Source organism: Polaribacter cellanae (genome assembly GCF_017569185.1).
Lineage (GTDB): Bacteria > Bacteroidota > Bacteroidia > Flavobacteriales > Flavobacteriaceae > Polaribacter > Polaribacter cellanae.
Genome location: NZ_CP071869.1, coordinates 1,188,532 through 1,214,859, shown reverse-complemented (window position 1 = coordinate 1,214,859; position 26,328 = coordinate 1,188,532). Strand labels below are relative to the sequence as shown.

At 30.9% G+C, this 26,328-nt stretch carries 18 protein-coding genes, 1 tRNA gene and 1 pseudogene; 15 read left to right on the top strand and 5 right to left on the bottom strand.

Going from position 1 to position 26,328, the window contains the following annotated elements; translation table 11 throughout:
- Positions 1–50 precede the first annotated feature (50 nt).
- Positions 51–707 (top strand): rhomboid family intramembrane serine protease, encoded by a 657-nt coding sequence (locus J3359_RS05490; protein WP_208079728.1) that lies wholly within the window; start codon positions 51–53, stop codon positions 705–707.
- A 312-nt stretch (positions 708–1,019) separates the two neighbouring features.
- Here J3359_RS05490 and J3359_RS05485 read toward each other — a convergent pair.
- Positions 1,020–1,092, bottom strand: a tRNA-Gly gene (locus tag J3359_RS05485).
- A 198-nt stretch (positions 1,093–1,290) separates the two neighbouring features.
- Between J3359_RS05485 and J3359_RS05480 the strand changes: the two genes are divergently transcribed.
- From J3359_RS05480 to J3359_RS05415, 14 genes and pseudogenes are all read left to right on the top strand, one after another.
- Positions 1,291–2,169, top strand: a complete 879-nt coding sequence (locus J3359_RS05480; RefSeq protein ID WP_208079727.1) for an MBL fold metallo-hydrolase — start codon at positions 1,291–1,293, stop codon at positions 2,167–2,169.
- Between the two features lie 77 nt (positions 2,170–2,246).
- Positions 2,247–2,669: an HYC_CC_PP family protein gene (locus tag J3359_RS05475; RefSeq protein ID WP_243765991.1), complete on the top strand. Its 423-nt coding sequence runs from the start codon at positions 2,247–2,249 to the stop codon at positions 2,667–2,669.
- A gap of 111 nt (positions 2,670–2,780) precedes the next feature.
- Positions 2,781–6,542 (top strand): efflux RND transporter permease subunit, encoded by a 3,762-nt coding sequence (locus tag J3359_RS05470; RefSeq protein WP_208079726.1) that lies wholly within the window; start codon positions 2,781–2,783, stop codon positions 6,540–6,542.
- Position 6,543: 1 nt separating this feature from the next.
- Entirely contained in the window at positions 6,544–7,779 is a 1,236-nt protein-coding gene (locus J3359_RS05465; RefSeq protein WP_208079725.1) for a TolC family protein, read from the top strand.
- 1 nt (position 7,780) lies between these two features.
- Positions 7,781–8,338 (top strand): helix-turn-helix domain-containing protein, encoded by a 558-nt coding sequence (locus J3359_RS05460; protein WP_208079724.1) that lies wholly within the window; start codon positions 7,781–7,783, stop codon positions 8,336–8,338.
- Positions 8,339–8,412: 74 nt separating this feature from the next.
- Positions 8,413–10,719: a multicopper oxidase domain-containing protein gene (locus J3359_RS05455; protein ID WP_208079723.1), complete on the top strand. Its 2,307-nt coding sequence runs from the start codon at positions 8,413–8,415 to the stop codon at positions 10,717–10,719.
- Between the two features lie 44 nt (positions 10,720–10,763).
- Positions 10,764–11,288, top strand: a complete 525-nt coding sequence (locus J3359_RS05450) for a DUF3347 domain-containing protein (RefSeq protein ID WP_208079722.1) — start codon at positions 10,764–10,766, stop codon at positions 11,286–11,288.
- Positions 11,289–11,498, top strand: a pseudogene (locus tag J3359_RS05445) (heme-binding domain-containing protein); the annotation flags it as partial.
- A gap of 101 nt (positions 11,499–11,599) precedes the next feature.
- A complete protein-coding gene (locus J3359_RS05440) occupies positions 11,600–12,433 on the top strand; it encodes a universal stress protein (protein ID WP_208079721.1) in 834 nt (277 codons plus the stop codon).
- A gap of 13 nt (positions 12,434–12,446) precedes the next feature.
- A complete protein-coding gene (locus tag J3359_RS05435; RefSeq protein WP_208079720.1) occupies positions 12,447–12,740 on the top strand; it encodes a phosphoribosylpyrophosphate synthetase in 294 nt (97 codons plus the stop codon).
- A gap of 1 nt (position 12,741) precedes the next feature.
- The gene (locus tag J3359_RS05430) at positions 12,742–14,097 is read left to right on the top strand and encodes an APC family permease (protein WP_208079719.1); all 1,356 of its coding nucleotides are present in this window, start codon (positions 12,742–12,744) and stop codon (positions 14,095–14,097) included.
- 12 nt (positions 14,098–14,109) lie between these two features.
- Positions 14,110–16,830, top strand: coding sequence for a heavy metal translocating P-type ATPase (locus J3359_RS05425; RefSeq protein WP_208079718.1), 2,721 nt, complete (start codon positions 14,110–14,112; stop codon positions 16,828–16,830).
- A gap of 78 nt (positions 16,831–16,908) precedes the next feature.
- Entirely contained in the window at positions 16,909–18,660 is a 1,752-nt protein-coding gene (locus J3359_RS05420) for an efflux RND transporter periplasmic adaptor subunit (RefSeq protein WP_208079717.1), read from the top strand.
- A gap of 23 nt (positions 18,661–18,683) precedes the next feature.
- The gene (locus J3359_RS05415; protein WP_208079716.1) at positions 18,684–19,082 is read left to right on the top strand and encodes a heavy-metal-associated domain-containing protein; all 399 of its coding nucleotides are present in this window, start codon (positions 18,684–18,686) and stop codon (positions 19,080–19,082) included.
- A 180-nt stretch (positions 19,083–19,262) separates the two neighbouring features.
- Here the strand turns inward: J3359_RS05415 and J3359_RS05410 are convergent, their stop codons facing one another.
- The 4 genes from J3359_RS05410 to J3359_RS05395 all read right to left on the bottom strand — a co-directional run bounded on the left by J3359_RS05410 (position 19,263) and on the right by J3359_RS05395 (position 26,322).
- On the bottom strand, positions 19,263–21,878 hold the full coding sequence (locus J3359_RS05410) for an alkaline phosphatase D family protein (RefSeq protein WP_208079715.1): 2,616 nt from the start codon (positions 21,876–21,878) through the stop codon (positions 19,263–19,265).
- A gap of 16 nt (positions 21,879–21,894) precedes the next feature.
- Positions 21,895–23,460 carry an arylsulfatase gene (locus tag J3359_RS05405; protein ID WP_208079714.1) on the bottom strand — a complete coding sequence of 522 codons (1,566 nt, stop codon included), beginning with the start codon at positions 23,458–23,460 and terminating at the stop codon, positions 21,895–21,897.
- Positions 23,461–23,609: 149 nt separating this feature from the next.
- Entirely contained in the window at positions 23,610–24,968 is a 1,359-nt protein-coding gene (locus J3359_RS05400) for a Gfo/Idh/MocA family protein (RefSeq protein WP_208079713.1), read from the bottom strand.
- A 271-nt stretch (positions 24,969–25,239) separates the two neighbouring features.
- Entirely contained in the window at positions 25,240–26,322 is a 1,083-nt protein-coding gene (locus J3359_RS05395) for a DUF5007 domain-containing protein (protein WP_208079712.1), read from the bottom strand.
- Between the last annotated feature and the right edge of the window lie 6 nt (positions 26,323–26,328).

Below are 26,328 nucleotides of genomic sequence, written 5' to 3'. Positions count from 1 at the left end.
AATTTAAAACGAAAAGAGATATTACTAATGGTTTTTATTATGTTTGTTCTATGATAGAAAATATAAATAGCGCAATTTTACTTATTATTATAGCCAATGTTTTGGTTTCGATGAAAGGATTTAACGATTACTCTTTTTTAGATAAATATAAGTTTCAAGTAAGTAAAATTATATCTGGAGAAAAAATAAGAATGTTTACTTCTGGTTTTTTACATGTAGATTGGATGCATTTAGGTTTTAATATGTATGCTTTATATTTATTTGGAAGAATCGTTTCTGGAATGTTAGGAACTCCTTATTTCTTAATTATTTATTTTGGTAGTTTATTGGCTGGGAGTTTATATTCTTTGACTTACCATAAAAAAGAGCCTTATTACAGTGCAGTTGGAGCATCTGGAGCAGTATCTGGGGTTATATATTCGTCCATATTATTGTATCCAGATATGAGTCTGTATTTATTTTATATTCCTCTTCCAATTCCAGGATATATTTTCGGAATAGGATATTTGTTATATTCCATTTATGGAATGAAAAAACAATTAGGAAACGTTGGTCATGCAGCACACTTAGGAGGAGCAATGGGTGGTTTTGCAACTACTTTGGTTTTATATCCTTCACTAATTTCAACAAATAAATTAATGGTTATTTTATTGGCAGTTCCTATTGTGTTATTATTGATTTTTGGAGATAGGTTGAAATCATTTTAAATACTATTAAAATTCGTTTTTTCCTTCCAGTTTTTCTACTCAGTTTGTTATCTTGAAAGGATTTTCTCCAGTATTGGGTATGAAATGCTTACAGCAAGACAAACTTTATGAGTAAACTTTTTACCTTATTTTTTTAAGAAACTTTTAGGCATATAGGCATAAAAAAAACTCTATTATTTCTAATGAAGCTTTTAGAGCGAAAGACCAGGTTCATCTCGACTTCGCTCGATATAAACTTCTCACCTTATTTTTTTGATTTTTAAGAAATTTTTAAACAAAAAAAAACTTCATTATTTCTAATGAAGCTTTTAGAGCGAAAGACCAGGTTCGAACTGGCGACATTCAGCTTGGAAGGCTGACGCTCTACCAACTGAGCTACTTTCGCATGGTAAAGAGATGCAAATATAAAATCATTTTTTAGTTCTGCAATGTTTTTTTTGGTAAAAAAACACTAAAATAAAATCATTTTTTAGATACTTTTCATTCTGAAATAGTTAGCAATAAATAAATGTAAGGAATCTTTAAATTAACTACTAAAAAAACGTTGTATCTTATCAAACTAAAAAAGAGACAGAACCATATTATGAAACTATCAACATTACTAGTACTACTTTTTACAGTTACATTTTCTATAAACTCGCAAAATAGAGAAGTAAAAATAATTACAGAGAAATTAACAGACAATATTTATATGCTAAAAGGACAAGGAGGAAACATAGGTCTTTTTGTGGGAGAAGATGCAGTATTTATGATCGACGATCAATTCGCGCCTTTAACCCCTAAAATATTAAATGCGATTAAAGAAATTACAGCGAAACCTATAAAATATCTAGTAAACTCTCATTGGCATGGAGATCATACAGGAGGAAACGAAAACATGCAAAAAGAAGGTGCTATAATTGTTGCACACGATAATGTAAGAAAAAGAATGAGTACAGATTCCAAGGTAAGAGGAAGAACTAAAAAAGCGTCACCAAAAAAAGCATTGCCTGTAATTACGTTTTCAAAAGATTTAATGTTGCATATAAATAATGATGATGTTTTAGTTTCTCACGTACACAATGCACACACAGATGGAGATGCAATTATCTATTTTACTGCGAACAATGTGGTTCATATGGGAGATACTTATTTTCAAGGAAAGTTTCCTTATATCGATTTAAATTCTGGTGGAAATGTAAATGGAGTAATTACAGCTGCAGAAAAAGTTATTTTATTGGCAGATAATAATACCAAAATAATTCCTGGGCATGGAAACCTATCTAACAGAGAAGAGTTAATTGCTTATAAAAATATGTTGGTAGATTTAAGAGAGAAAATTCAATTGGAAATCGACAATGGAAAAACGTTAGAAGAAGTAAAAGCGAATAACGAAATTACTAAAAATTATAGTGCTTATAGTGGTTGGATAAACGAAGAAAAAATTAGAATTGCTATGTATTCGAGTTTAATAGAAAAGTAAATACAAGACAGCTTATAACTTAATTTTAACATAATAGAAAGTCTGTTTTCTAATTTTTGATTAAATTTGCATTTAGAATGACAAAATTCTCTTATAAAATAGTAGCTGTTTTAATGTCGTTTGTAGTTTTATTTTCTACAACGTCGTTCGCTATCACAAAACATTTTTGTGGAGATACGCTTATAGATGCTTCTGTTTTTAGCAAAGTATCTACTTGTGGTATGGAAAGCAAGCAAGATACTTCTGTTACTATTTCTGGTTGTACAATAGTTAAGAAAGATTGTTGTAAAGACGAACAATTATTAATTGATGGTCAAGATGGAGTACAATTCCAAATAGATCATATTTCTTTCAACCAAGAATTATTTATAGCTTCATTTATCTATACTTACCTGAATCTTTTTAAAGATTTAGATAAGAAAGTTTCTAATTATTCTACATACAAACCACCACTCGTCATCAAAGAAATCTTTAAGATAGACGAGACTTATTTAATTTGATTTTTTTAAACAATAAACTGTAATATCCTATAACTATAATGTTATAAGGATAAATTGTTGTATTCGGTGTTTTTTTAACACCAATGTTTAACTGTTTAATTATCAAAACTAATGCTAAATAAAAGCATCAAATTTTTAATAGAAAATAAACTCGTAGCAGTTTTATTACTCTTACTTTTTGCGGGTTGGGGAACCGTAAACGCTCCTTTTAATTGGAATATTCCATTTTTACCAAGCGACCCTGTTGCTGTAGATGCCATTCCAGATATTGGCGAAAATCAGCAAATCATATTTACAAAATGGGATGGTCGTTCACCACAAGATATCGAAGACCAAATTACATATCCATTAACCACCTCTTTATTAGGAATTCCAGGAGTTAAAACAATCAGAAGTTCTTCTATGTTTGGTTTTTCCAGTATTTATATCATTTTTGAAGAAGATGTAGAGTTTTATTGGAGTAGAAGTCGAATTTTAGAAAAACTAAATTCATTACCAAGTAATTTATTACCAGAAGATGTAAACCCTTCATTGGGGCCAGACGCCACTGGTTTAGGACAAATTTTTTGGTACACTTTAGAAGGTCGAGACGAAAAAGGAAAGGTTACAGGTGGTTGGGATTTACAAGAATTGCGAAGTATCCAAGATTACTATGTAAAATACGGATTATCATCTGCAAGTGGTGTTTCTGAAGTTGCCTCAATTGGTGGTTATGTTCAAGAATATCAAGTAGATGTGAATCCAGAGTTAATGCGACAATACAATATTGGTTTAAACCAAGTTGTAAAAGCTGTTAAAAGTAGCAATCGAGATATTGGAGCGCAGACTTTAGAAATAAATAAAACGGAATATTTAGTACGCGGTTTAGGTTACATAAAATCCATTGAAGATATTGAAAACGCTGTGGTTACTTCAGAAGATTTTACAGCCATTAAAATAAAAGATATTGGTAAAGTTTCTTTAGGACCAGCAACAAGAAGAGGCTTGTTAGATAAAGAAGGTGCAGAAGTTGTTGGTGGAGTTGTAGTTGCAAGATATGGCGCAAACCCTATGGAGGTAATTACCAATGTAAAAACTCAAATAGAAGAATTAAAAGGAGGTTTGCCAACAAAAGTTTTAGCAGACGGAAGAATATCTCAATTAACAATTGTTCCTTTTTATGATAGAACAGAATTAATTAAAGAAACAATAGGCACATTAAATGAAGCGTTAACCTTAGAGATTCTCATTACAATTTTGGTAATTGTTGTAATGGTTTTTAATCTTCGAGCTTCCATTTTAATCTCTGGTTTATTACCTGTTGCAGTATTAATGGTTTTTATTACGATGAAACTATTTAATGTAGATGCAAATATTGTAGCACTTTCAGGAATTGCAATTGCAATTGGAACCATGGTAGATGTTGGTGTAATTCTCGCCGAAAATATGATTCGTCATTTAAATGATAAAAAACTACAAAATCGTAAAGATGGAACAAAGTTTACTACAGACGAAATAATTTATAATGCAACTGCAGAAGTTTCTAGTGCAATTTTAACAGCAGTGTTAACTACAATTATTAGTTTTGTACCAGTATTTACAATGATTGGTGCAGAAGGAAAATTATTTAGACCTTTGGCTTTTACCAAAACAATGGCATTATCTGCATCTTTGGTAATTGCCTTGTTTTTAATTCCGCCTTTTGCAGCCTATTTATTTAGAAAAACAGCACTTAAAAACTCGTTTAAATATGTTATAAATATCGCCTTAATCGTTGCAGGAATTGTAACTATAATTAGTGGTTTTTGGTTAGGAAGTATTCTAATTGCTTTTGGAATTATTAATATTCAAAGATTTACTAATTTTCTTCCCTTTGGAAAAATGCCAAAGGCAGATGGTATAATTGCTTGTGCTGCTATAATATTCTTACTTGCAGAATATTGGCGACCATTAGGTTTTAACAGAGGTATTTTTATTAATTTAATTTTTGTAGCTATTATTTGCTTCGGAATTTTAGGAATATTCTCCGTTTTTAGAAGGTATTATGCACAAATTTTAAAGTGGGCTTTAGCCAATAAAATTTTATTTTTAATAATACCTACTGTTGTTCTTATTTCTGGAGGCTGGATTTTAAACAACACAGGTAAAGAATTTATGCCTTCTTTAAATGAAGGTTCTTTCTTATTAATGCCAACTTCATTGCCACATTCTGGTGTCGAAGAAAACAAACGTGTTTTACAACAATTAGACATGGCAGTTGCAACTATTCCAGAAATTGAAACCGTGGTTGGTAAAGCAGGTAGAACAGAATCGGCTTTAGACCCTGCACCTTTATCGATGTACGAAAATATAATTTTGTATAAACCTGAATATATGCGAAATTCAGAAGGAAAAAGACAGCGTTACAAAGTAAATAAAGAGGGTGCTTTTAAATTGAAAAACGGACAATTTATTAAAAACCCAAACAATTCAGAAAATGCAAGTTTTACAAAACTAGAACACAACCAACTTATCGAAGATAACAATGGCGAATTCTATAGAAACTGGCGACCAGAAATTAATTCTCCTAACGATATTTGGAATGAAATTGTAAAAGTTACCAAATTGCCAGGTGTTACATCTGCACCAAAATTGCAACCGATAGAAACAAGATTGGTAATGTTACAAACAGGAATGCGTGCACCAATGGGAATAAAAGTAAAAGGGCAAGATTTAAAACAAATTGAAGCTTTTGGGTTGCAATTAGAAAGTCTTTTAAAACAAGCAGAAGGTATTAAAGTTGAAGCCGTTTTTGCAGATAGAATTGTAGGAAAACCCTATTTATTAATCGATATCGATAGAGAAAAAATAGCTCGTTATGGAATTTCTATTGAAGATGTACAAAGTGTTTTAAAAGTAGCAGTTGGTGGAATGCAATTAACGCAAACTGTGGAAGGAAGAGAACGTTATGGAATTAGAGTACGTTATCCAAGAGAATTGCGTAGCAACCCAGAATCTATAAACGACATTTATATTCCTGTTGAAAAAGGAAATCCTGTTCCTTTGGGCGAATTAGCAACAATTAGATACGAGCAAGGCCCACAAGTTATAAAAAGTGAAGATACTTTTTTAGTAGGTTATGTTCTGTTCGATAAATTAGATGGTTTTGCAGAAGTCGATGTTATAGAAAATGCACAAAAATTATTTCAACAAAAAATAGATGCTGGAGAATTAACGGTTCCTAAAGGAGTTAGTTACAAATTTACAGGAACCTATGAAAATCAAATTAGAGCAGAAAAAACACTGTCTATCGTAGTTCCTTTAGCATTGGCAATTATTTTCTTGATTTTATATTTTCAATTCAAATCGGTTTCTACTTCGTTAATGGTGTTTACAGGAATTGCTGTAGCTTTTGCAGGTGGTTTTATTATGGTTTGGTTGTATGGACAAGATTGGTTTTTCAATTTTAGCTTTTTTGGAGAAAATATGAGAGGTTTATTCAACATGAAAACCATTAATTTAAGTGTAGCAGTTTGGGTAGGTTTTATAGCTTTATTTGGTATTGCAACAGACGATGGTGTTGTAATGGCAACCTATTTAACACAAACATTTAATCGCGAAAAACCTGCCGATAAAAAAAGTATAAGAATTTACGCTTTACAAGCTGCAGAAAAACGTATTCGCCCTTGTTTAATGACAACAGTAACTACAATTTTAGCATTATTACCAGTTTTAACTTCCACAGGAAAAGGAAGCGATATTATGATTCCGATGGCAATTCCAATTTTTGGAGGAATGGTTATAGACATTACTTCTTATTTTATTGTGCCAGTTCTATATAGTTGGAGAGAAGAGTTAAAATTGAAAAAAAAGAATAGAAAAGATAGAGAAGAACCAAGACAAATTATTAATTAATATGAAAAATTTAGATATAAAATTTCAGATAATCTTTACTTTTTGTTGTTTTTTCTTTGTGCTTAACCTTCAAAGTCAGCAATTGCAAAGCTATTTAGAGCAGGCAGTGGCGAACAATCCAACAATTAAAAAATTCGAATTGCAATACAAAAGAGCTTCCGAAAAAGTAAACGAAGTAAACACAATTCCAAACACCCAATTTGGTGCAGGATATTTTGTGAGTGAACCAGAAACTAGAACAGGAGCACAACGTTTTAAGATTTCAGTAAAACAAATGTTGCCTTGGTTTGGTACAATTACTTCGAGAGAAAATTATGTTTTATCTATGGCAGATGCCAAATATGAAGATATTGTAATTACAAAACGAAAATTAATTACCTCTGTTTCGCAATCTTATTATAATTTATATGAAAACAAAGCAAAACAGAAAGTATTAGAAGAAAATATAAAATTACTTAAAACTTATGAAACTTTAGCGTTAACTTCTGTAGAAGTTGGTAAAGCATCTGCTGTAGATGTTTTACGATTGCAAATGCGAGAAAATGAAATGGCGGAATTGTTAGATGTTTTAAATCAACAATTTTTAGCGGAACAAACGAAGTTTAACAAGCTTTTAAATCGAGATAAAACAATTACTGTTAATGTTTTAAATACATTGGATATTCCTTCAGCAAATTTCGAAATAAATGTAAAAAAAATAGCAGTGCATCCAGAATTGTTAAAGTACGATAAAATTTATAAATCTATCGAAAAATCAGAATTATTAAACCAAAAAGAAAATAATCCAATGCTTGGTTTCGGTTTAGATTATGTAAATGTTGCAAAACGTCCAAATATGAACTTTAGTGATAATGGTAAAGATATTTTAATGCCTATGGTTTCTATTTCTATACCTATTTTTAACAACAGTTACACATCGAAAACCAAACAAAATAAATTACAACAGCAAGAAATTTTAGAACAAAAACAAGATCGAAAAAACAAATTAGAAACACTTTTAGACCAAGCAATAAATAACCGTATTTCTGCAAGAATAAGTTACAAAACACAAACTAAAAACCTAAAACAAGCGAAAAATGCTGAAGATATTCTAATGAAAAGTTACGAAACAGGAACGATTGATTTTAATGATGTTTTAGATATTCAAGAATTGCAATTAAAGTTTCAAATGAATCAAATAGAGTCTATTAAATCTTATTTCATTCAAACCACAATTATTAATTATTTAACGAATTAAAATGATGCAAACATTAAATATAAAAAATATGGTTTGTAAGCGTTGTAAAACAGTTGTTAGTCAAATATTCAATAATGAAGGCTTTCAGATTTTATCAATAGAGCTAGGTAAAGTGGTAGTTGAAGAAAATATAAACAACAATTTTATCAAACTCGAAGAAGCCTTAAAAAAAGAAGGTTTTAGACTTGTAAAAGAGACTTCCATAAAACTGATTGAGAAAATTAAAATTGCACTTATTAAGCATATAGATAAAAATGAAACAGATTATATACTTTCTGAATTAGCAAATGAATTGGGGAAAACCTATTCTTTTTTAAGTAAATCTTTCAGTAAATCTGAAGGCATAACACTCGAAAAATACTTTATAAGTCTGAAGATTGAAAAAGTAAAAGAATACATACAATTGAATCAATTAAACTTCTCTGAAATAGCATACAGTTTAAACTATAAAAATAGTAGTCATTTGGCAAAACAATTTAAAAATAGTACAGGAATTACAATGACAGATTATAAAAAATTTCAAACTTGGAATAGAAAATCTTTAGACCAAATTGTATAAATATGAACCATAATTAGAATAAAATATCTTTTTGTTCTGTAGTAACTTTGATTACTTCTAAAATGAATAATAGAATGAAAACTAAAATAATTTTTATATTTCTTATTGCCTTAACTACCATAGTTTTTGCACAAGAGAAAAAAGTAACAGAAGGAAATATAAATAATCTTCCAGTAAAAGAATACACCATAACTTTGCGTAAAGCAACTGTAAATAAAGCAGGAAAAGACGTTATGGGAATGACCGTTAACGGAACAATTCCTGGGCCAACTTTAGAGTTTACAGAAGGTGAATATGCAGTTATCTATGTAAAAAATAAAATGAGTGTAGAAACCTCTGTACATTGGCACGGACTTTTATTACCAAATTTTTATGATGGTGTTCCCTACTTAAATACACCACCTATAAAACCTGGGCATACACAGAAATACGAATTTCCATTAAAACAATCTGGTACTTATTGGTATCATTCTCACACGATGTTGCAAGAACAAAGCGGTGTTTATGGTTCCATTGTTATTCAACCTAAAGAAAAAGTGTTAGAATATGATAAAGAATTGGTGCTAATGCTATCTGATTGGACAAACGAAAAACCAATGAGTGTTCTTAAAAATTTAAAAAGAGGTAACGAATGGTATGGCATTAAAAAAGGAACATCAACTCCGCTTAATAAAGTAATTGCTCGTGGCGCATTTGGAGCACAACTCAATTTTTGGAAACAGCGTATGGAAGGTGCAGATATTGCAGATGTTTATTATTCTGCATTTTTAATTAATGGAGAAGAAAGCATTGAGTATCCAGAATTTAAACCAGGAGAAAAAGTACGATTACGCATTATAGATGGAGGAGCTTCTACTTCTTTTTGGATGACTTTTGGTGGTAAAGACCCTCTATTGGTTTCTGCAGATGGATTAGATGTTGTACCTGTAAAAAAGAACAAAACATTTATAGCCATTGCAGAAACTTACGATTTTATTGTAACCATTCCAAAAGAAGGAAAAATAGAATTCAAAATTACTTCACAAGATGGTTCTGGAACAGCATCTGCATTTTTGGGAAATGGGAAAGTTTTAAAAGCACAAGAAATCCCGAAACCAGATAAAATTGGAATGATGATGAAAATGGCTAAGATGGATATGAAAATGGGTGCGCATGCATTAAAATATCGTCCAAGTAAAGACGAACGTTTTAAAATAAAAGATAAATATGGGATGCAGATGGATAAAATGAAAGGAATGAAAATGGATGGTGGTATGAAGAATAGTGATATGAAAACGGACAAAATGAATCATTCTAATATGGCAAGAACGGATATGAAGAAAAAGAATACTATGCCAGCAATGAAAATGCATAGAATGGATTTATTTGCTGAATATAATTACGATTACTTAAAGTCGCCAGAGAAAACCAACTATGATAAAAATGTTCCTGTAAAAGAAATCCTACTAAACCTTACAGGTAATATGAATCGTTATACTTGGAGTATGAATGGTGTGCCATTATCTGAAGCTGATAATATAAAAATAAATAATAAAGAGGTAACAAGAATTACATTTAATAACCTAACAATGATGCACCACCCAATGCATTTACATGGTCATTTCTTTAGAGTGTTGAATGAAAATGGAGACTATTCACCATTAAAGCATACAGTAAATGTGCCACCAATGCAAAAAGTAACTTTAGAGTTTTATGGAAACAATGGCGATGAAGCTGGCAACTGGTTTTTCCACTGCCATATTCTGTATCATATGATGGGTGGTATGGCAAGAGTAATGTCTTATAACACACCAAGAGACCCAAGAATGGATGAATTTTCAGCTTCAAAAATTATCGCAGAAACAGATAAATGGTATTCTTGGGGATTGGCAGACATTGCTTCAAATAACACAGCAATTAATTTAACAACTTCTAATTTAAGAAATCAATTTAATGCATCTTTCGAATACGGATGGAACAAAAATTTGGAGGGAGAATTTACTTATGAACGCTATTTACATGATTATTTAAGAGTATTTGGTGGAGTAAATGTAGAGAATGAAACACATGGTAGTTTAGATAAATTAAATACTACAGCAGTTGTTGGTCTTCGATATTTAACACCTTACTTATTCAATTTAGATGTTAGAGTCGATAATAAATTAAGACCAAGGATTGGATTAGGACGCAGTATAATGGTTTTTCCTAAACTGTTTGTTTTCGGTTATTACGAATACCAAATAGATTTAGGTTTTGTTAATACTTTACCAGTAAATAAAGATTTCATTTCAGAAACAGTTTGGAGCGCAGGAGCAGAATATATGCTATCAAGAAATTTCTCTTTAATGGCGAGTTACGACAATCGTTTTGGCAGTGGTGGTGGATTATCAGTAAGATTTTAAGAATAAATAGTAGTAAATCAAATATAAATTTAAAAACAATTAAAATGAAAAATTTAAAAATTAGTTTGGTAGCAATACTATTTTTAGTGATTTCTTCTACCAATGCACAGAAAAAAGAAAAAATAAACCACAGAAATTTAAAAAAAGATGCCAAAGTAGAAGCAATTCTTTCTGGTTATTTTATGTTAAAAGATGCATTGATTTCTAATGACGAAGCAAAAGCAAAAGAATTGGCTGCTTCATTAGAAAAAAGTTTAAAAAATTTAGATGTTTCTAAATATACTGATGGTCAAAAATTAGAACTAAAGGATATTATTGTTGATGCCAAAGAACACGCAGAGCATATATCCAAAAGCCCAATAGCATATCAAAGAGAACACTTTAAAGTTTTAAGTAAGAATATGATTGATATGGTTGCTATAACTGGTGCTTTTAATAAATTATATGAGCAATATTGCCCAATGTATAAAAAAGGAAGTGCTTGGTTAAGTATGAGTAAAGAAGTGCGTAACCCTTATTATGGTAGTAAAATGTTGAAGTGTGGTAAAGTGCAAAGAGAAATTAACTAAATGAAAACAGTTAAAATCATATTGTTGGTTTTATTGGTTGCTTTTGTGGGAATACAATTCATTTCCACAGAACTCAACCAAAATATTATTGTTCCAGTAACCGATTTTATGTTGGTAAATAATGCGACAAATAACGTAAAAAACAAGTTGCAAATATCTTGTTATGATTGTCATAGCAATAACGCACAATACCCATGGTACAATAAAATATAACCTGTTAGTTAGTAACATCAATATTGCAAAAAATACTCGAAAAATGGAAGATAATTCATTCTTACACCTTATTTAAAAAACTAAAAATCTAATTGATTATGAAAAACATTTTAGTTCCTACAGATTTTTCAGAAACTTGCGATAAAGCAGCTCATTTAGCAATTGAAATGGCCACACTTTTTAATGCTGAAATTCATTTTTTACATCAAATACATACACCAGTAGACTGGGTAAAGTTAAATAAAACAGACGAACATAAATATCCTGATACTCAAAAAGCGATTGGCATTGCCAAAAGCAAGTTAAAAAGCCTTGATAAAGAAGCTGAAGACAAAGGTTTAAAATCCAGAACTTTCTTGGAATATATTTCAGATGTAAAAGCAATTTCTGTACATTCACATAATTTTCATCACGACTTTTTGATAACAGGTAGTAAAGGCACACAAAAAGATTTTTCAAAACAATTTTTTGGTAGTAATATTCAAAAAATTATTAGAGATATACACGTTCCTATTTTAGTGGTTAAAGAAGATGCTATACGATTTCCTTTTAAAAATATTGTTTTTGTTTCTGATTTTAAGGAAGATATATCTAACGCTTTTAAACAAGTTATTAAAATAGCAGAGAAATGCAAATCAAAAATTCATTTATTAAATATCAATACAAATAAAGATTTTAATAATATTAAAAATGGCATAGAGCCAATTAGAGAATTTTTAACAAACTTTTCAGAATTAGAAAATTATGAAATGTACGTTTATAACGAACCTACCATCTTAAAAGGTATAGAAACGTTTCAAAAAGATAATGATGTAGATTTAGTAGCAATGTACACACATAATAGAAGTGGTTTATCTAACATTTTCTCTAAAAGTATTGCCGAAAACATTACAAATAACTCGAAAAAACCTGTGATGACAATTCATTTATAAATAAATTAAAGTAATGAAAAGCTACGACACTCTTTCTGAAGCAATAAGCACTTTACAAGCAAACGGATACACGTATAACTTAAACCTATGCCCAAAACATATAGAATGTAACTCCTTAAATCTAAAATTACATCCAGAAGATTTTGATGTAGATGAGATGCATCGTTTTGAAGGAATGAGCAGTACAGATGATAATAGCGTTCTTTACGCCATTTCATCAAAAAACGGAATTAAAGGATTATTGGTAGATGCTTATGGTGTTTATGCAGAAAATATTTCTGAAGCAATGCGTACAAAATTAAAATAAAATGAAAATGCTAAAAACAACCAACCAAAAACTCTCATTATTAGGCTCTGTTTCTTTGGGTACAGGTGTAATGATTGGTGCAGGTATTTTTGTACTAATGGGGCAAATTGCAGAGTTAGTAGGCGATTTGTTTCCAATTGTATTTATAGCAGGCGCAATTGTAGTTGGTTTTAGTTCGTATTCTTACGTTAAATTTTCAAATGCGTATCCTTCTTCTGGTGGTATAGTAAAATTTTTAACAAAAGCTTTCGGTCCTGGAACAGCAGCAGGATCTTTCTCTCTGCTAATGTACATCTCAATGGTAGTTGCAGAAAGTTTGGTTGCTGGTACTTTTGGAGCTTATACTTTACGCTTATTTCCAGAAGAATATTCAGGATATGCATCCATATTAGGTGTAGTTCTTATTGGAGTAGCCTATATTATAAATATTTCTGGTAATAAAATTATTGAAGCAACTGCTACCTTTACAGCAATTATTAAAGTAGCAGGTATTGCATTGTTGGCAATTTCTGGGTTAATAATTTCAGGTTTGCCAACTATAATAGGTAATTATGTAGCAACTAATAATAAAGCTTTACCTGAAGGATTTGGATTTGTAGCAGCTTTGGCATTGTCTATTCTTGCTTTTAAAGGGTTTACTACGATTACAAATCAAGGTGATGATATTAAAAATCCACATAAAAATGTAGGACGATCCATTATTATTTCAATTGCAGTTTGTACAATTATCTATGTTATTTTAGCATTGTCGGTTGCTGGTAGTTTAAGTGTTGAAGAAATTATAGTAGCAAAAGATTATGCTTTAGCAGCATCAGCAAAACCACTGTTTGGCAAATGGGGGGCAATTTTAACAATTTTACTGGCTATTGTAGCAACAGTTTCTGGTGTAATTGCCAGCGTATATTCTGCCTCAAGAATATTAAGAATGTTGAGTAATATAAAGCAAGTGCCTGATATAAACAAAATGAAGAAACTTAAAAATCCTTCGTTAATTTTTACTGTTTCTTTAGCAATACTATTAACTATTCTGTTCGATTTAACTCGTATAGCTTCCATTGGAGCCATTTTTTATTTGATTATGGATATTGCGATTCATTGGGGACTTTTCAGATACCTTAAAAAAGAAGTGAAATTTAATCCAGTTATTCCAATAATAGCAATAGTGATGGATATTGTTATTTTATCAGCATTTATTTATATAAAATATGTTAACGACCCTTTTGTACTTGTAGTAGCAGTTATAGGAATAGCTCTTGTTTTCCTGTTTCAATTTCTTTTCATGAAATCACACACAGATAAAGATGGAAATATGAAAATGGGAATGGAAATGGATGAAGAAGAAATGATGAAAATGTAAAACTTAAAAATTATGAAATACACATATAAAATAACAGGAATGACTAGCAATGGTTGTAGAAGTCACGTAGAAAAAAATCTTTCAAAAGTTAAAGGTGTTACAAAAGCATCTGTAGATTTAGAAAAAGCAGAAGCAACCATAGAAATGGAATCTCATATTAAATTAGAAGCTTTTCAAGAAGCTTTAGAAAATGATGGTCACAGATATAGTATTTTTATTCTAAATAATGATAAAATGAAACACACATATCATATTCACGGAATGACTTGTAATGGTTGTAGAGGTCACGTAGAAAAAATACTTTCACAAGTTACAGGTGTTTCGAAAGCAACAGTCGATTTAGAGAAAGCAGCAGCAACCATAGAAATGGAATCTCATATTAAATTAGAAGCTTTTCAAGAAGCTTTAAAAAAAGATGGTGGGCGATATAGTATTCACAAACATGGAGATCATCAACACATAAAAGAAGTAAAAAGAGCCCCCAAAAAAGGAACAGGAACAGGTACTTTTTATTGCCCAATGCATTGTGAAGGCGAAAAGACGTATAACAAGCCTGGAGATTGTCCAGTTTGTGGAATGGATTTAGTTGAAGAAGTTAATCTGTCAATTACAAATTCAGAGCAATGGACGTGCCCAATGCATCCAGAAGTTGTAAAAGATGAAGAAGGCTCTTGCCCTATTTGTGGTATGGATTTAGTACCACTGGAAGCAGATATTTCTGCAGAAGAAAAAACATATAAAAAACTCTCTAAAAAGTTTTGGATTGCTGTTGCTTTTACGCTCCCTATTTTCTTAATAGCAATGAGTGAAATGCTAAGTAATAATCCGTTATATGATATTTTAGAACAAAAAAACTGGAATTGGGTTCAATTTGTATTATCAATTCCTGTAGTATTTTATGCGACTTGGATGTTTTTCGAACGTGCCTATAAAAGTATAAAAACTTGGAATTTAAATATGTTTACACTTATAGGTATAGGTGCAGGGGTATCTTGGGTTTTTAGTGTTTTTGGAATGCTTTTTCCCGATGTTTTTCCAGATCAATTTAAAACAGAATTTGGTGCTGTACACGTTTATTTTGAAGCGGCAACTGTAATATTAACACTTGTTTTAATGGGGCAATTATTAGAAGCACGTGCACATAGTAAAACAAATTCCGCAGTAAAAGAACTCTTAAAATTAGCCCCTAATAAAGCAACAAAAATTGTTAACGGAGAAGAAGTTGAAGTATCTATAGATAAAATAGAATTAGATGATATCTTAAAAGTAAAACCAGGAGATAAAATTCCTGTTGATGGAAAAATAACAGAAGGTAGCACTACTGTTGATGAGTCTATGATTACTGGAGAACCAATTCCTGTAAACAAAGCAGAAGGAGATAAAGTAAGTAGTGGAACCATAAATGGGAATCAATCTTTTTTAATGAAAGCCCAAAAAGTAGGTAGCGATACCTTACTATCTCAAATTATTCACATGGTAAACGATGCAAGCAGAAGTCGTGCACCTATTCAGAAATTAGCAGATACTGTTTCTGGCTACTTTGTTCCAGTGGTGGTTTTAATTTCTCTAATTACCTTTATTATTTGGGCAGTTTGGGGGCCAGAACCAGCATACGTTTATGCTTTAGTAAATGCTATTGCAGTTTTAATTATTGCTTGTCCCTGTGCTTTAGGACTGGCAACACCAATGTCTGTAATGGTTGGTGTTGGTAAAGGCGCACAAAATGGAGTGCTCATTAAAAATGCGGAAGCCTTAGAGAAAATGAATAAAGTAAACACCTTAATTGTAGATAAAACAGGAACTATAACAGAAGGAAAACCAACAGTAGAAAAAATAGGTTCTTTTACCAGCAATTATACCGAAAAAGAAGTTTTAAATTACATTATTTCTTTAAATACAAATAGCGAACACCCTTTAGCAGAAGCTACTGTAAAGTATGGAAAAGAACAAAATGCTAATATTTTAAAATCGACCTCTTTTTCTGCTGTTACAGGTAAAGGTGTCGAGGCTATTATAAATGATAAAAAAATATCGTTAGGCAACCCAAAAATGATGGAATATGCAAAAGCTAAAATTTCATCAAAAATGGAAGAAAAAGCAGTTTCATTCCAAAAGCAAGGAAAAACAGTTTCTTATTTATCAATAGACAAAAATGTAGTTGGTTATGTTGTTATTGGAGATAAAATTAAAGAAACCAGTGCAAAATCAATTAAAGAATTACAGAAAATGGGAATTGCTGTAATTATGTTAACAGGAGATAACTACAATACAGCAAAAGCAGTTGCAACAGAATTAAATCTTGAAGATTTTAAAGCAAGTATGTTGCCAAAAGATAAACTCAAAGCCGTAGAAGAATTACAAGAAAAAGGACAGGTTGTTGCAATGGCAGGAGATGGAATTAACGATGCACCAGCCTTAGCAAAAAGTAATGTTGGTATTGCTATGGGAACTGGAACAGATGTTGCTATTGAAAGCGCAATGATTACTTTGGTAAAAGGCGATTTACACGGAATTGTAAAAGCACGAAACTTAAGTAATGGTGTTATGAAAAACATTAAACAGAATTTATTTTTTGCACTTATTTACAACACTTTAGGTGTGCCAATTGCAGCAGGGGTTTTATTTCCTTTTTTCGGAATATTATTATCACCAATGATTGCAGCATTAGCAATGAGTTTTAGTTCTGTGTCTGTAATCGCGAATGCATTAAGATTAAGAACTACTAAAATTTAACGATAAAACTAAAAATTATGAAAAATCCAAATCAATATTTAAAAACAGAAACGAAAGTAATGGTAAAACGATTAGAAAATGAAAAATAAAAATATAGTAATCTATTTAGGAATTCTTGCTTTTGGTTTATTATTAGGATATTTCTTCTTCGGAAGTTCTTCTAATAATTCGACAACAACTCACAATCATGAGAAATCCTCTAAAGCGGATCAAATGTGGACCTGCTCCATGCATCCACAAATTATGCAACCAGAACCTGGCGATTGCCCTATTTGTGGAATGGATTTAATTCCTGCAGAAAGTAGTGCAGACGGTTTAATGGCAGACCAATTTAAGCTCACAGAAAATGCGATGGCTTTAGCTAACATTAAAACGTCTATTGTTGGAGGAGGTAAAATAGAAAATAATGCTATTAAATTATCTGGTAAAATTGTAGAAAATGAAAACTTAAATACAGTTCAAGTGTCTCATTTTGCAGGTAGAATAGAAAAATTATTGGTTGCTTCAACTGGAGAGAAAATTAGAAAAGGGCAATTATTGGCAACTATTTATTCTCCAGAATTATTTGCTTCTCAACAAGAGTTAATTACAGCATCATCTATAAAAGAATCGCAACTAGAATTATATAAAGCAGTTCGAAGAAAGCTAAAAATTAAAAAACTAACAGATGCACAAATAAATTTAATAGAAAACTCTGGTAAACCAATTCAAAACTTTCCAATTTATGCAACACAAACAGGAACAGTTACAGAAAAAATGGTAGAAGAAGGAGACCATGTTGCATTAGGAGAAGCATTATTTAAAGTTTCGAATCTTTCTGTTCTTTGGGCAAATTTCGATGTTTATGAGAATCAAATTCATCTATTTAAAAAAGGACAAGAAATTTCTATAACCACAAATACCAATAAAAAAATTACGGCAAAAGTAGATTTTATAGATCCTGTTTTAGATACGAAAACAAGAACTGTAAAATTAAGAGTTGTGCTTAATAATAGAAATAACGAATTGAAGCCAGGAATGTTTGTCGAAGGAAAAACTAAAGGAATTAATTCTAATAACGAAGAAACAGTAACTGTTCCATCATCTGCAGTTTTGTGGACAGGAAAACGTTCTGTAGTTTATAAAAAAACAAGTGCGAATGAATCTGTTTTTGAAATGCAAGAAGTTACATTAGGCAATAGAATTGGAGAGTTTTACGAAGTTTTAGAAGGCCTAAAAAATGGTGATGAAATTGTAACAAATGGAACCTTTACTGTAGATGCAGCTGCTCAATTGCAAGGAAAAAAATCCATGATGAATAAAAAAGATGGAAAAGTTACGGCTGGTCACGAAAATCATAATGGAATGGCAAACAACTTCACTAAAAAAGAAAGAGTAAAAGTATCTAAAGAATTTCAAAATCAATTGAAAAATGTTTTTAATGAATATATAAAGCTAAAAGATGCTTTGGTTCAGGAAGATACTAATAAAGCTATATCTGCATCAAAAATAATATTGGAAAATATAGCTAAAGTTGATATGAAACAGCTTAAACAAAACAAAACTCATAATAATTGGATGTCTTTAGAAAAAGAAATAAAAGAAGCTACAACTTTAATTTCTAAAACCTCAAAAATTAAAGAACAAAGAAACCATTTTAAAGATCTTTCAATAAAATTAATTAATACTATTCAAATATTCGGCATCGACGAAAAAGTATATGTAGAATTTTGCCCTATGGCAAATAACAATAGAGGCGCTTATTGGTTAAGTAAAGAAGAAAAAATAATTAACCCTTATTATGGAGATAAAATGTTAACCTGTGGAGAAGTAAAACAAGTAATAGAATAATAAATAAATTAAATTTTAAACAAATGAAAAAAGTAATTTTAAGTTTAGTAATAGTTACAGCAATGGTATTTACAAGCTGTAAAAACGAAGGTAAAAAAGAAACAAATACTAATAAAACGGAAGTTTCTAAAGAATTGGCAACAACAAATATTTCTTTTGGTGTTAGAGGAAATTGTGGTATGTGTAAAAAAACGATTGAAAAAGCTGCAAAAAATGTTGAAGGTGTAGCAACAGCAAGTTGGAATGTGGATAGAAAGAAAATCGATATTTCTTTCGACAATAGCAAAACAAATGCAATGGAAATTCATAAAGCAATTGCTGCTTCTGGTTACGATACCGAAAAAGCAAAAGGCGACTTAGATGCTTATAATAATTTACCTGGTTGTTGTAAATATGACCATAGTATGAAAATGAATCAGTAATAATATGTATTTATAAAAAAGAAGCTGTCTTAAAAGTATTAGAATTTACCATTTCCAACTTTAATGGAAAAATCTTATTTCGTTGATTTTTAAAATCTTATATTTTTCGACTTTGCTCAAAATAACGGCTAAATTTACTTTTGAGATGGTCTCTTTTTGCTTTAGAATTAAGTTTTAGAATTAAAACCTAAACTTTAAAATATCATCATTTACAGAAATGTCGCTTTTACTTTGCCAAGTATTGGTATCTGGTTCTCCCACTTTAACTGTATAAATCGCATTCTTATCAAACACTTTTGGAGTAAATGAGGCTGTATTTAAACGCAAAGAATATTCAGTTTCTTTGTTTTTTTGATTGATAATTTTAACAACAGGTTTCTTTAAATTTTTTACTGTAATTTTTGGTAAGTAAGCAACCGCTTTTCTACCATAATTTTCTTGTTGATTAATTGTAATTGGCCATCCAGGATATTGTGTATTCTCTTCTGTAGGATCTACAAAACGTGGCCAACATGCTGTTTTAATATCCCTTGTTTTTTTATTAAAAGTAACCAAACCAAAACCTACAGCTCTTGTATGCAAAATTTTTGGTTTTTTGTTCGAGTTTTGCGGATTTGCAACGGCTTTTACAGTCATTTTATTTCCAAAACCATCTAAATGGTTGCCAACATAAGCAGGGTTTTCTATAGTATGATTTGCGCTATCTACATCTGGCCAAAAACGACGAGGCCATAAATTATTTAAAGCAGGACCAGCAAATGCGTGTCCAGAATCTCCATGTTCTTTTAAACCATATTGTATGTAAGATGCCAAATGTTGGTCGCCAGCAATATGAAATGCAAAACCTTTACGAATTATAGAAATTGCCAAATCTCTTTTTGCTGCTGGCCAGCCATTAGAATCCATATCTACAGTAGGTTTGTCGCCTTTAATATATTCTCCAGTACTAGGAATTTTTAAAGAGGGTATTACATCTCCGGTTTTAGAACCTTTTGGAAGCGTTGCAACAGTTGCGAAATTTGTTTGAGATAAAACAACTTTTAATTCAGAAGTATTAGACCAATCGTTTACCCATTCTTCTAAAAATGCTTCTTGTCTTTTCCCTAATAACTCGCCACCTAAATGTTTGTATTTCTTTATGTCGAAATTTTCATTTAAAATCCAACCATTGTAAATATTGGCTTCTTTTGGTAACACGTTTTTTGGTGCCGATTTAAATTTACGATCTTCCAAAATAGCAAAGCTAATTCCACCATAATTCCAATTCGAATAATACACAGCAATATTTTGTTTTAATGGAGTTGCATCATAAGGATCTGGTAGATGGCTGGTTTGTGTAAATTGTACCATATTTACCCAATCTGCAGTCATTTTATAGCCACCACTGTCTTGAGCATAAGCACCTAACCCACGAGAAGTGTCTGCCTTTTTACCAGATTCTCCCCAAACATTTCCATGATAAACGTCATGATCGTCTGGAATAATAGCACAAGGTATATGTCTAAAAATTTCGCGATAAGACCAGCCAAACATATACCATTTTCTTAGATAATCTAAACAAGTTTTATCGAAATCGCCTGTATATTGTGCTCCAAAACCACCTGTTCCTTCATAAAATTGGTCTCCTAAAAACAGCGCCAAGTCTGGTGTTAATTTAGAGACCGATTTATACACATCTGCATCAGGAAAACCATAATGTGCATTGCAACTAAAAACAGCAGCTTTAACATTATTTTTATATATGGGTTCTGCAGCAATTGTTCCTTTAAAATTGTAAGTCTCTACCATATTTTTTAAAGGAATTTTTAATAAAACTCTATAGGGAATTGCTGTTGTATGTTGCCAGTTTTCTATAGCAAAATTAACAGCTCTACCTGAGCTTTCTATTTTTTTTGTGGCAAGTGTTTCCCAATTTTTATTTATTTTAAATTGAAGCAATACTCTATGTCCCTTAATTTCTTCGACAGGAGAAAATTGTGCAGTTAATTTTAATTTGTTTTTGTTAAGTGTGTATTGGGCAAAATTTATAGGACCAAAAAAATGATTCTTTTCGAACTTTAATTCTTCTGAAGTAATAGACCAATTAGAAAATTTTGCAGATGGTTTAGCGGCTTTATCTTTACTTACTTTTCCAGGAACATCTGCAATTAAAGAGAAGTTTCCTATCAATTTTTTATCTTCTAAAGTAACTTTTTCTTCTTTTAAAATAAACTGATTGTTATTTGGGTTAATTGCAGAAATTTTTAAAAGATAATTGGTTTGTTGTGGAATGGCTTCAACAATTAAATGAAAAGAATTCGGGATCTCTGTTAATAAAGTTTCAATAACTTGTTTGCCTACTTTTAAATCTCCTTTTCCATTGAAACCGATATCTAAACCTTTGCCAAATACAGCTGCAGACCTGTAATCGTTATAAGGTCCTTTTGCACCTAAACGTAAACCAATACAAGCTTTCGGGTTTGTTTTAATGGCATCATTTAAAATTTCTACCTTAACATTTGTTGTAAAACCAATTAAGCCCTTTGGTTTTTGAAGCGGTAACAAATGTAAATTTCTGTTTTTTCCTGTAATATCACATACTACAGCCTTGTCTTGTAAGATCCAATCTTGTAGGCGATTTCCCCAATATTCTGGACCAACCCATTTCATATTGTTCCAATTATGCCAATTAGATTTAAAGTTTACTCCTTTTTTATAAGGCCAAATTGAAAAAGATTCTTTAGCTAAAATGGAAGGAGCCATAAAAGGAATAATGCTTCCTAATGTAATTGTTTTTAAATATTTTCTTCTATCCATTATGTATTAAAATTTATTATTTAACTAATAATCCTTTTTCAATTAAAGGAATTCTAAAATTATTTGAATGCGCATCTGTATGTTCTCTTTTAAAAATTTTTGCTGCCTTTTGCAAAATTTCAGGATTTTCATCAGCTACATTATTAGATTCAGTAGGGTCTTTTGCAAGATTATACAATTCTAATGTTGGTTCTTTTTTATCTTTTAAATGCTGTCTTACCACTTTCCAATCTCCCATTCTTATGGCAACTTGCCCACCATATTCTGGGAATTCCCAATATAAAAACTCGTGTTCTTTTTGTTTATTTTCTCCCAATAGAGTAGGTAAGAAGCTAATTCCATCGTTTTTTGGTGGTTCGAAACCAGTAATATCCGATAATGTTGCTAAAATATCGTACTGAGAAGATATAAGTTTTGTTTTTGTATTTGGTTTTATTTTATTTGGCCAGCTTACAATCATAGGTACTCGAATACCACCTTCGTAAACAAAACCTTTTCCTTTTCCGTATTTTTCGCCAAATTGCCCAGAACTATTAAAAAATTCTCCATCTGTTCCTCCAGAATAAGTTACTCCATTGTCTGAAGAAAACATAATTAAAGTATTTTCGTAAATTCCTTGATCTTTTAAATATTGAATTAATTTCCCAACATTCTCATCTAAATAGGAAATCATAGCAGCGTAACCAGCTCTTGGGTTTTGGTGAGGATAATAACCTCTTTGCCCTAAATAAGGTTTCTCTTTTCCAAACTTTTTAACATAATAATCGACCCATCTTTTTGGAGCTTGAATTGGATTATGAGGTATTGGAGTAGCCCAGTAAAAAAAGAAAGGGTTTTGTTTATTGTTAGAAATAAAATGTATCATTTTATCGTACATCAAATCTGGTGTGTACTCATTTAAAGTATAATCTTTATAACTTTCTGAATTGTTAATAGCTGCTCCTTTTGCTAATTTTTTACCTGGTGCTATTGTATCATTTTTTAAATGATATTTGTGTTCGTTTTCATATAAATGAACAGGGTAATAAGTATGTGCTTGTCTTTGGCAATTGTACCCAAAGAAATAATCGAACCCCATTTTTGTTGGAATTGCATCTGTTTGAGGAGCACCTAAACCCCACTTACCAATTATTCCTGTTTTATACCCTTGTTTTTTTAATAATTTAGGAAATAAAATTGTTGTGTTTGGTATGGGTCTTTGCCCTTCTAAAGTAGAGTCTTTTACTACTTTTTTATAGTTCCAAACATCTCCTCGTTCGTTCCACTCGTCATTTCCTCTTATGTAAGAATGCCCTGCATGTTGTCCTGTTAGCAACATATATCTAGCAGGAGCACAAACAGGTGCTCCAGAATAATGCTGGGTAAATAACATTCCGTTTTTTGCAAGTGCATCTATATTGGGAGTTTCAATTTTTTCTTGACCATAAATCCCTAACTCACCATACCCTAAATCATCTGCAAGAATGTATATAATATTAGGCTTTGTTTTACTATTATTTGAAGAATCGTTTGTAGTTGTTTTACAAGAAGATGTAATTATTAGAGTTGCTAGTATAAATATTTTTCTTAGTGATAAAAACATTTGGAAATGTATTAGGTTTTTAATTTTAAAAAGATTGTTTTACCTACAAAATACAAAGTACCTATTTTCATATATAAAATAATAGAATAGGTACTTTTTTAGTTTATAAAGGGTCGAAAATATAATTTTTAACCTTAAAACATACCTTTTTAATAGGTATCTTTAATCCATTTATAAGGTTTTCTTTTTACCCAATTACCTCTAGTAAAATCTGGGAAGTCTTGTGGTTCTCCATTATTTTCTATAGATAATTCAGATAAAGGTGTAATTGAACTCCAGGCAGCAGCATCATAAGCATCTAGTGGAGGAGCAATATTTTGTTTGGCAGATTCTACGAAAGAATTAATTACAAAAAAGTCCATTCCTCCATGACCAGCACCCATTGCTTTTTCTCCATATTTTTTCCATAATGGATGGTCGTATTTTTTTAACCAATCAGAAGCATCATCCCATCTGTGAGGTTTAGATTCTCCTTCGATATACATTCTATTTCCATCTACTTCCCACAAACCATTTGCACCTTGCACTCTAAAACCTAAAGAATAAGGTCTTGGCAAATTACAATCGTGTGTAACTATAATTGTTTCTCCCAAAGCAGTTTCTATGGTCGAAGTAATAACGTCTCCTTGTTTGAATTTTAGTTTTGCATTTGGGTGGTCTTTACCTCCATTTTTAACGATATAATTATGCAAACCGATTCCTTTTGATGCATTTGAAGAAATAGAGGTAAACCTGTTTCCTCTATTAATATCTATCATTGTAGCAATAGGACCAACTCCATGGGTAGGGTACACATCTGCATTTCTTAATAACGAATGTTGTGTTCTCCATGCAGATTCCGAGATTCCTTTTTCTCCAAATTCTACACCTTTTCCATAAGCCGATTTTCCATCATTTAGTTTTACGAAACGTAAATCGTGCTGGTAGCCACATCTAAAATGAACCATTTCTCCAAAAACGTTTTGTTTTACCATATTTAATACGGCTAAAACGTCTCTTCTATAGTTTACGTTTTCTAAAATCATTAAATGAGAACCAGTTTCTTCATGTACATTTACCAAGTCCCAACATTCTTCCATAGTATTTGCAGCAGAAACCTCTAAACCTGTATATTTACCAGCTTTCATACTATCTTTTGCCATGCGTGCGTGCCAAAGCCAAGGAGTTGCAATAATAACAGCGGAAACATCTTTAGAGTCTAAAAGGTTTTTATAATCGTATTCTCCTTTTCCAAAAACTTTTGGTTTTTTCTTACCAAATTTCTCAAATCTTTTAAGTGCGATAGAAATTCTATTTGGGTCGATATCGCAAATTGTTGTAACTTCTACATCGTTTCTATGTAATAGGTTGTTTAAGTGATTTGTACCTCTTAAACCAACTCCTATTAAACCTACTTTAAGTTTTTCTTGTTTATTTACATTGTTATTTCCAAAACTTAAGTTTGGAACCATTGCTATCCCTGCACCAGCAACAACAGATTTTTTAATAAAGTTTCTTCTTGAACTCATATTTTGTGTTTTTTAATTTGTAATGATTATAGTTTGCCTTTATAAATTTAATAATGGTTAGTACTAATTTGAGAGTTTCTTGCTAAGTTAAGTTATATTTTTTCAATTTTAAAATGATTTTTTTTTCGTCTATAAGATGCGATTAGTTTTAGTAGTTTTTTTAAAATAATAAATAAAAAAAATTTTAAAAAGGTGCCTAATATAATAATAGACACCTTAATTTGCTACAAATTAAATTAATTCAAATAATTATTGTTGCTAATGGTTTAATTTATTTTTTAATTTTGGTATAAGGTATTTTCATTTTAATTTCCCAAGTACCAGAGTCATTAATTTTAATTCCCCATCTAATATATGCTCTGTTTCTTATTTCTCCAGTATTAGCATCTATATATTTTGTCCAATCTTTTGCACCATTGTCTGCTTCGAAAGCTTCTTTTTCTACTGTAAAAGCCGTCGGCTTTGTTAAATAGTACATTAAATAAGAGTTGTTTCCAGAATAAGTTCTTGCATATTGAGGGAATGGTGGAGCAGGTAAAGAAAATATTGTGTTGGTAGCGTTTGTTGTTGTCTCCGTTGAATTATCGTGGTAATTTTGTAAAAAAGTGGATCCAGTAGGATAAAAAATTATTTTATCTGTATCTAATGGAGTATCATAACTATCGGCAATCGTCATTTTTACATTTATGCCAATTGCGGGTTCATCACTTGTTTTTATAACTGATATATATGGGTGTGTGCCATCTAAAACTTTTTTTGACTCTGGGTCATCTCCATTTTTTATTGAAGATGTATAACCAATATCGTAACTTCCATCATCTTTACCTAATTGAAGTCTAGATCGCATTTCTGTTGGAAATTCTACAGCGGCGAATGGTAGTAGTTTAACAACTACAAAATTATCTAATTGTCTTTCACCTTTTACATTTTTAACCTTTACGTTAATCTTAAAGATATCTTCTTTTACAAATTTTGTAGCTCCAGTAAAAGCAATTTCTCCACTTACAGGACTTATTAAAATAGAAGGTTCTTCAGTTTGTTGAATTTTGGCCTTAGCAAGTTCTAAAGTAGTATCTGTTTCTGGGTTATAAGCAGCTTTCCAAGTTGTTATTGTATGTTTCTCGAACAATTCGTCAGTCGGGTTTCCATCTGCATCTGTTATTCCTGTAATTTCCCATTCTAAAGGATATGTAGAGCCTTCAACAGCAGGAACTGCGGAAAGTAGAAACGTTCCTCTTGGTACAAAAATAGTATCTTGTAGGGCGTGTATATTATCGTCTATGTAGCCAACCTCTGGAGGTGTACAAGAGGCTACAGCTACAATAAATAATAAAATTGTTATTAAATTTTTCATACGTTT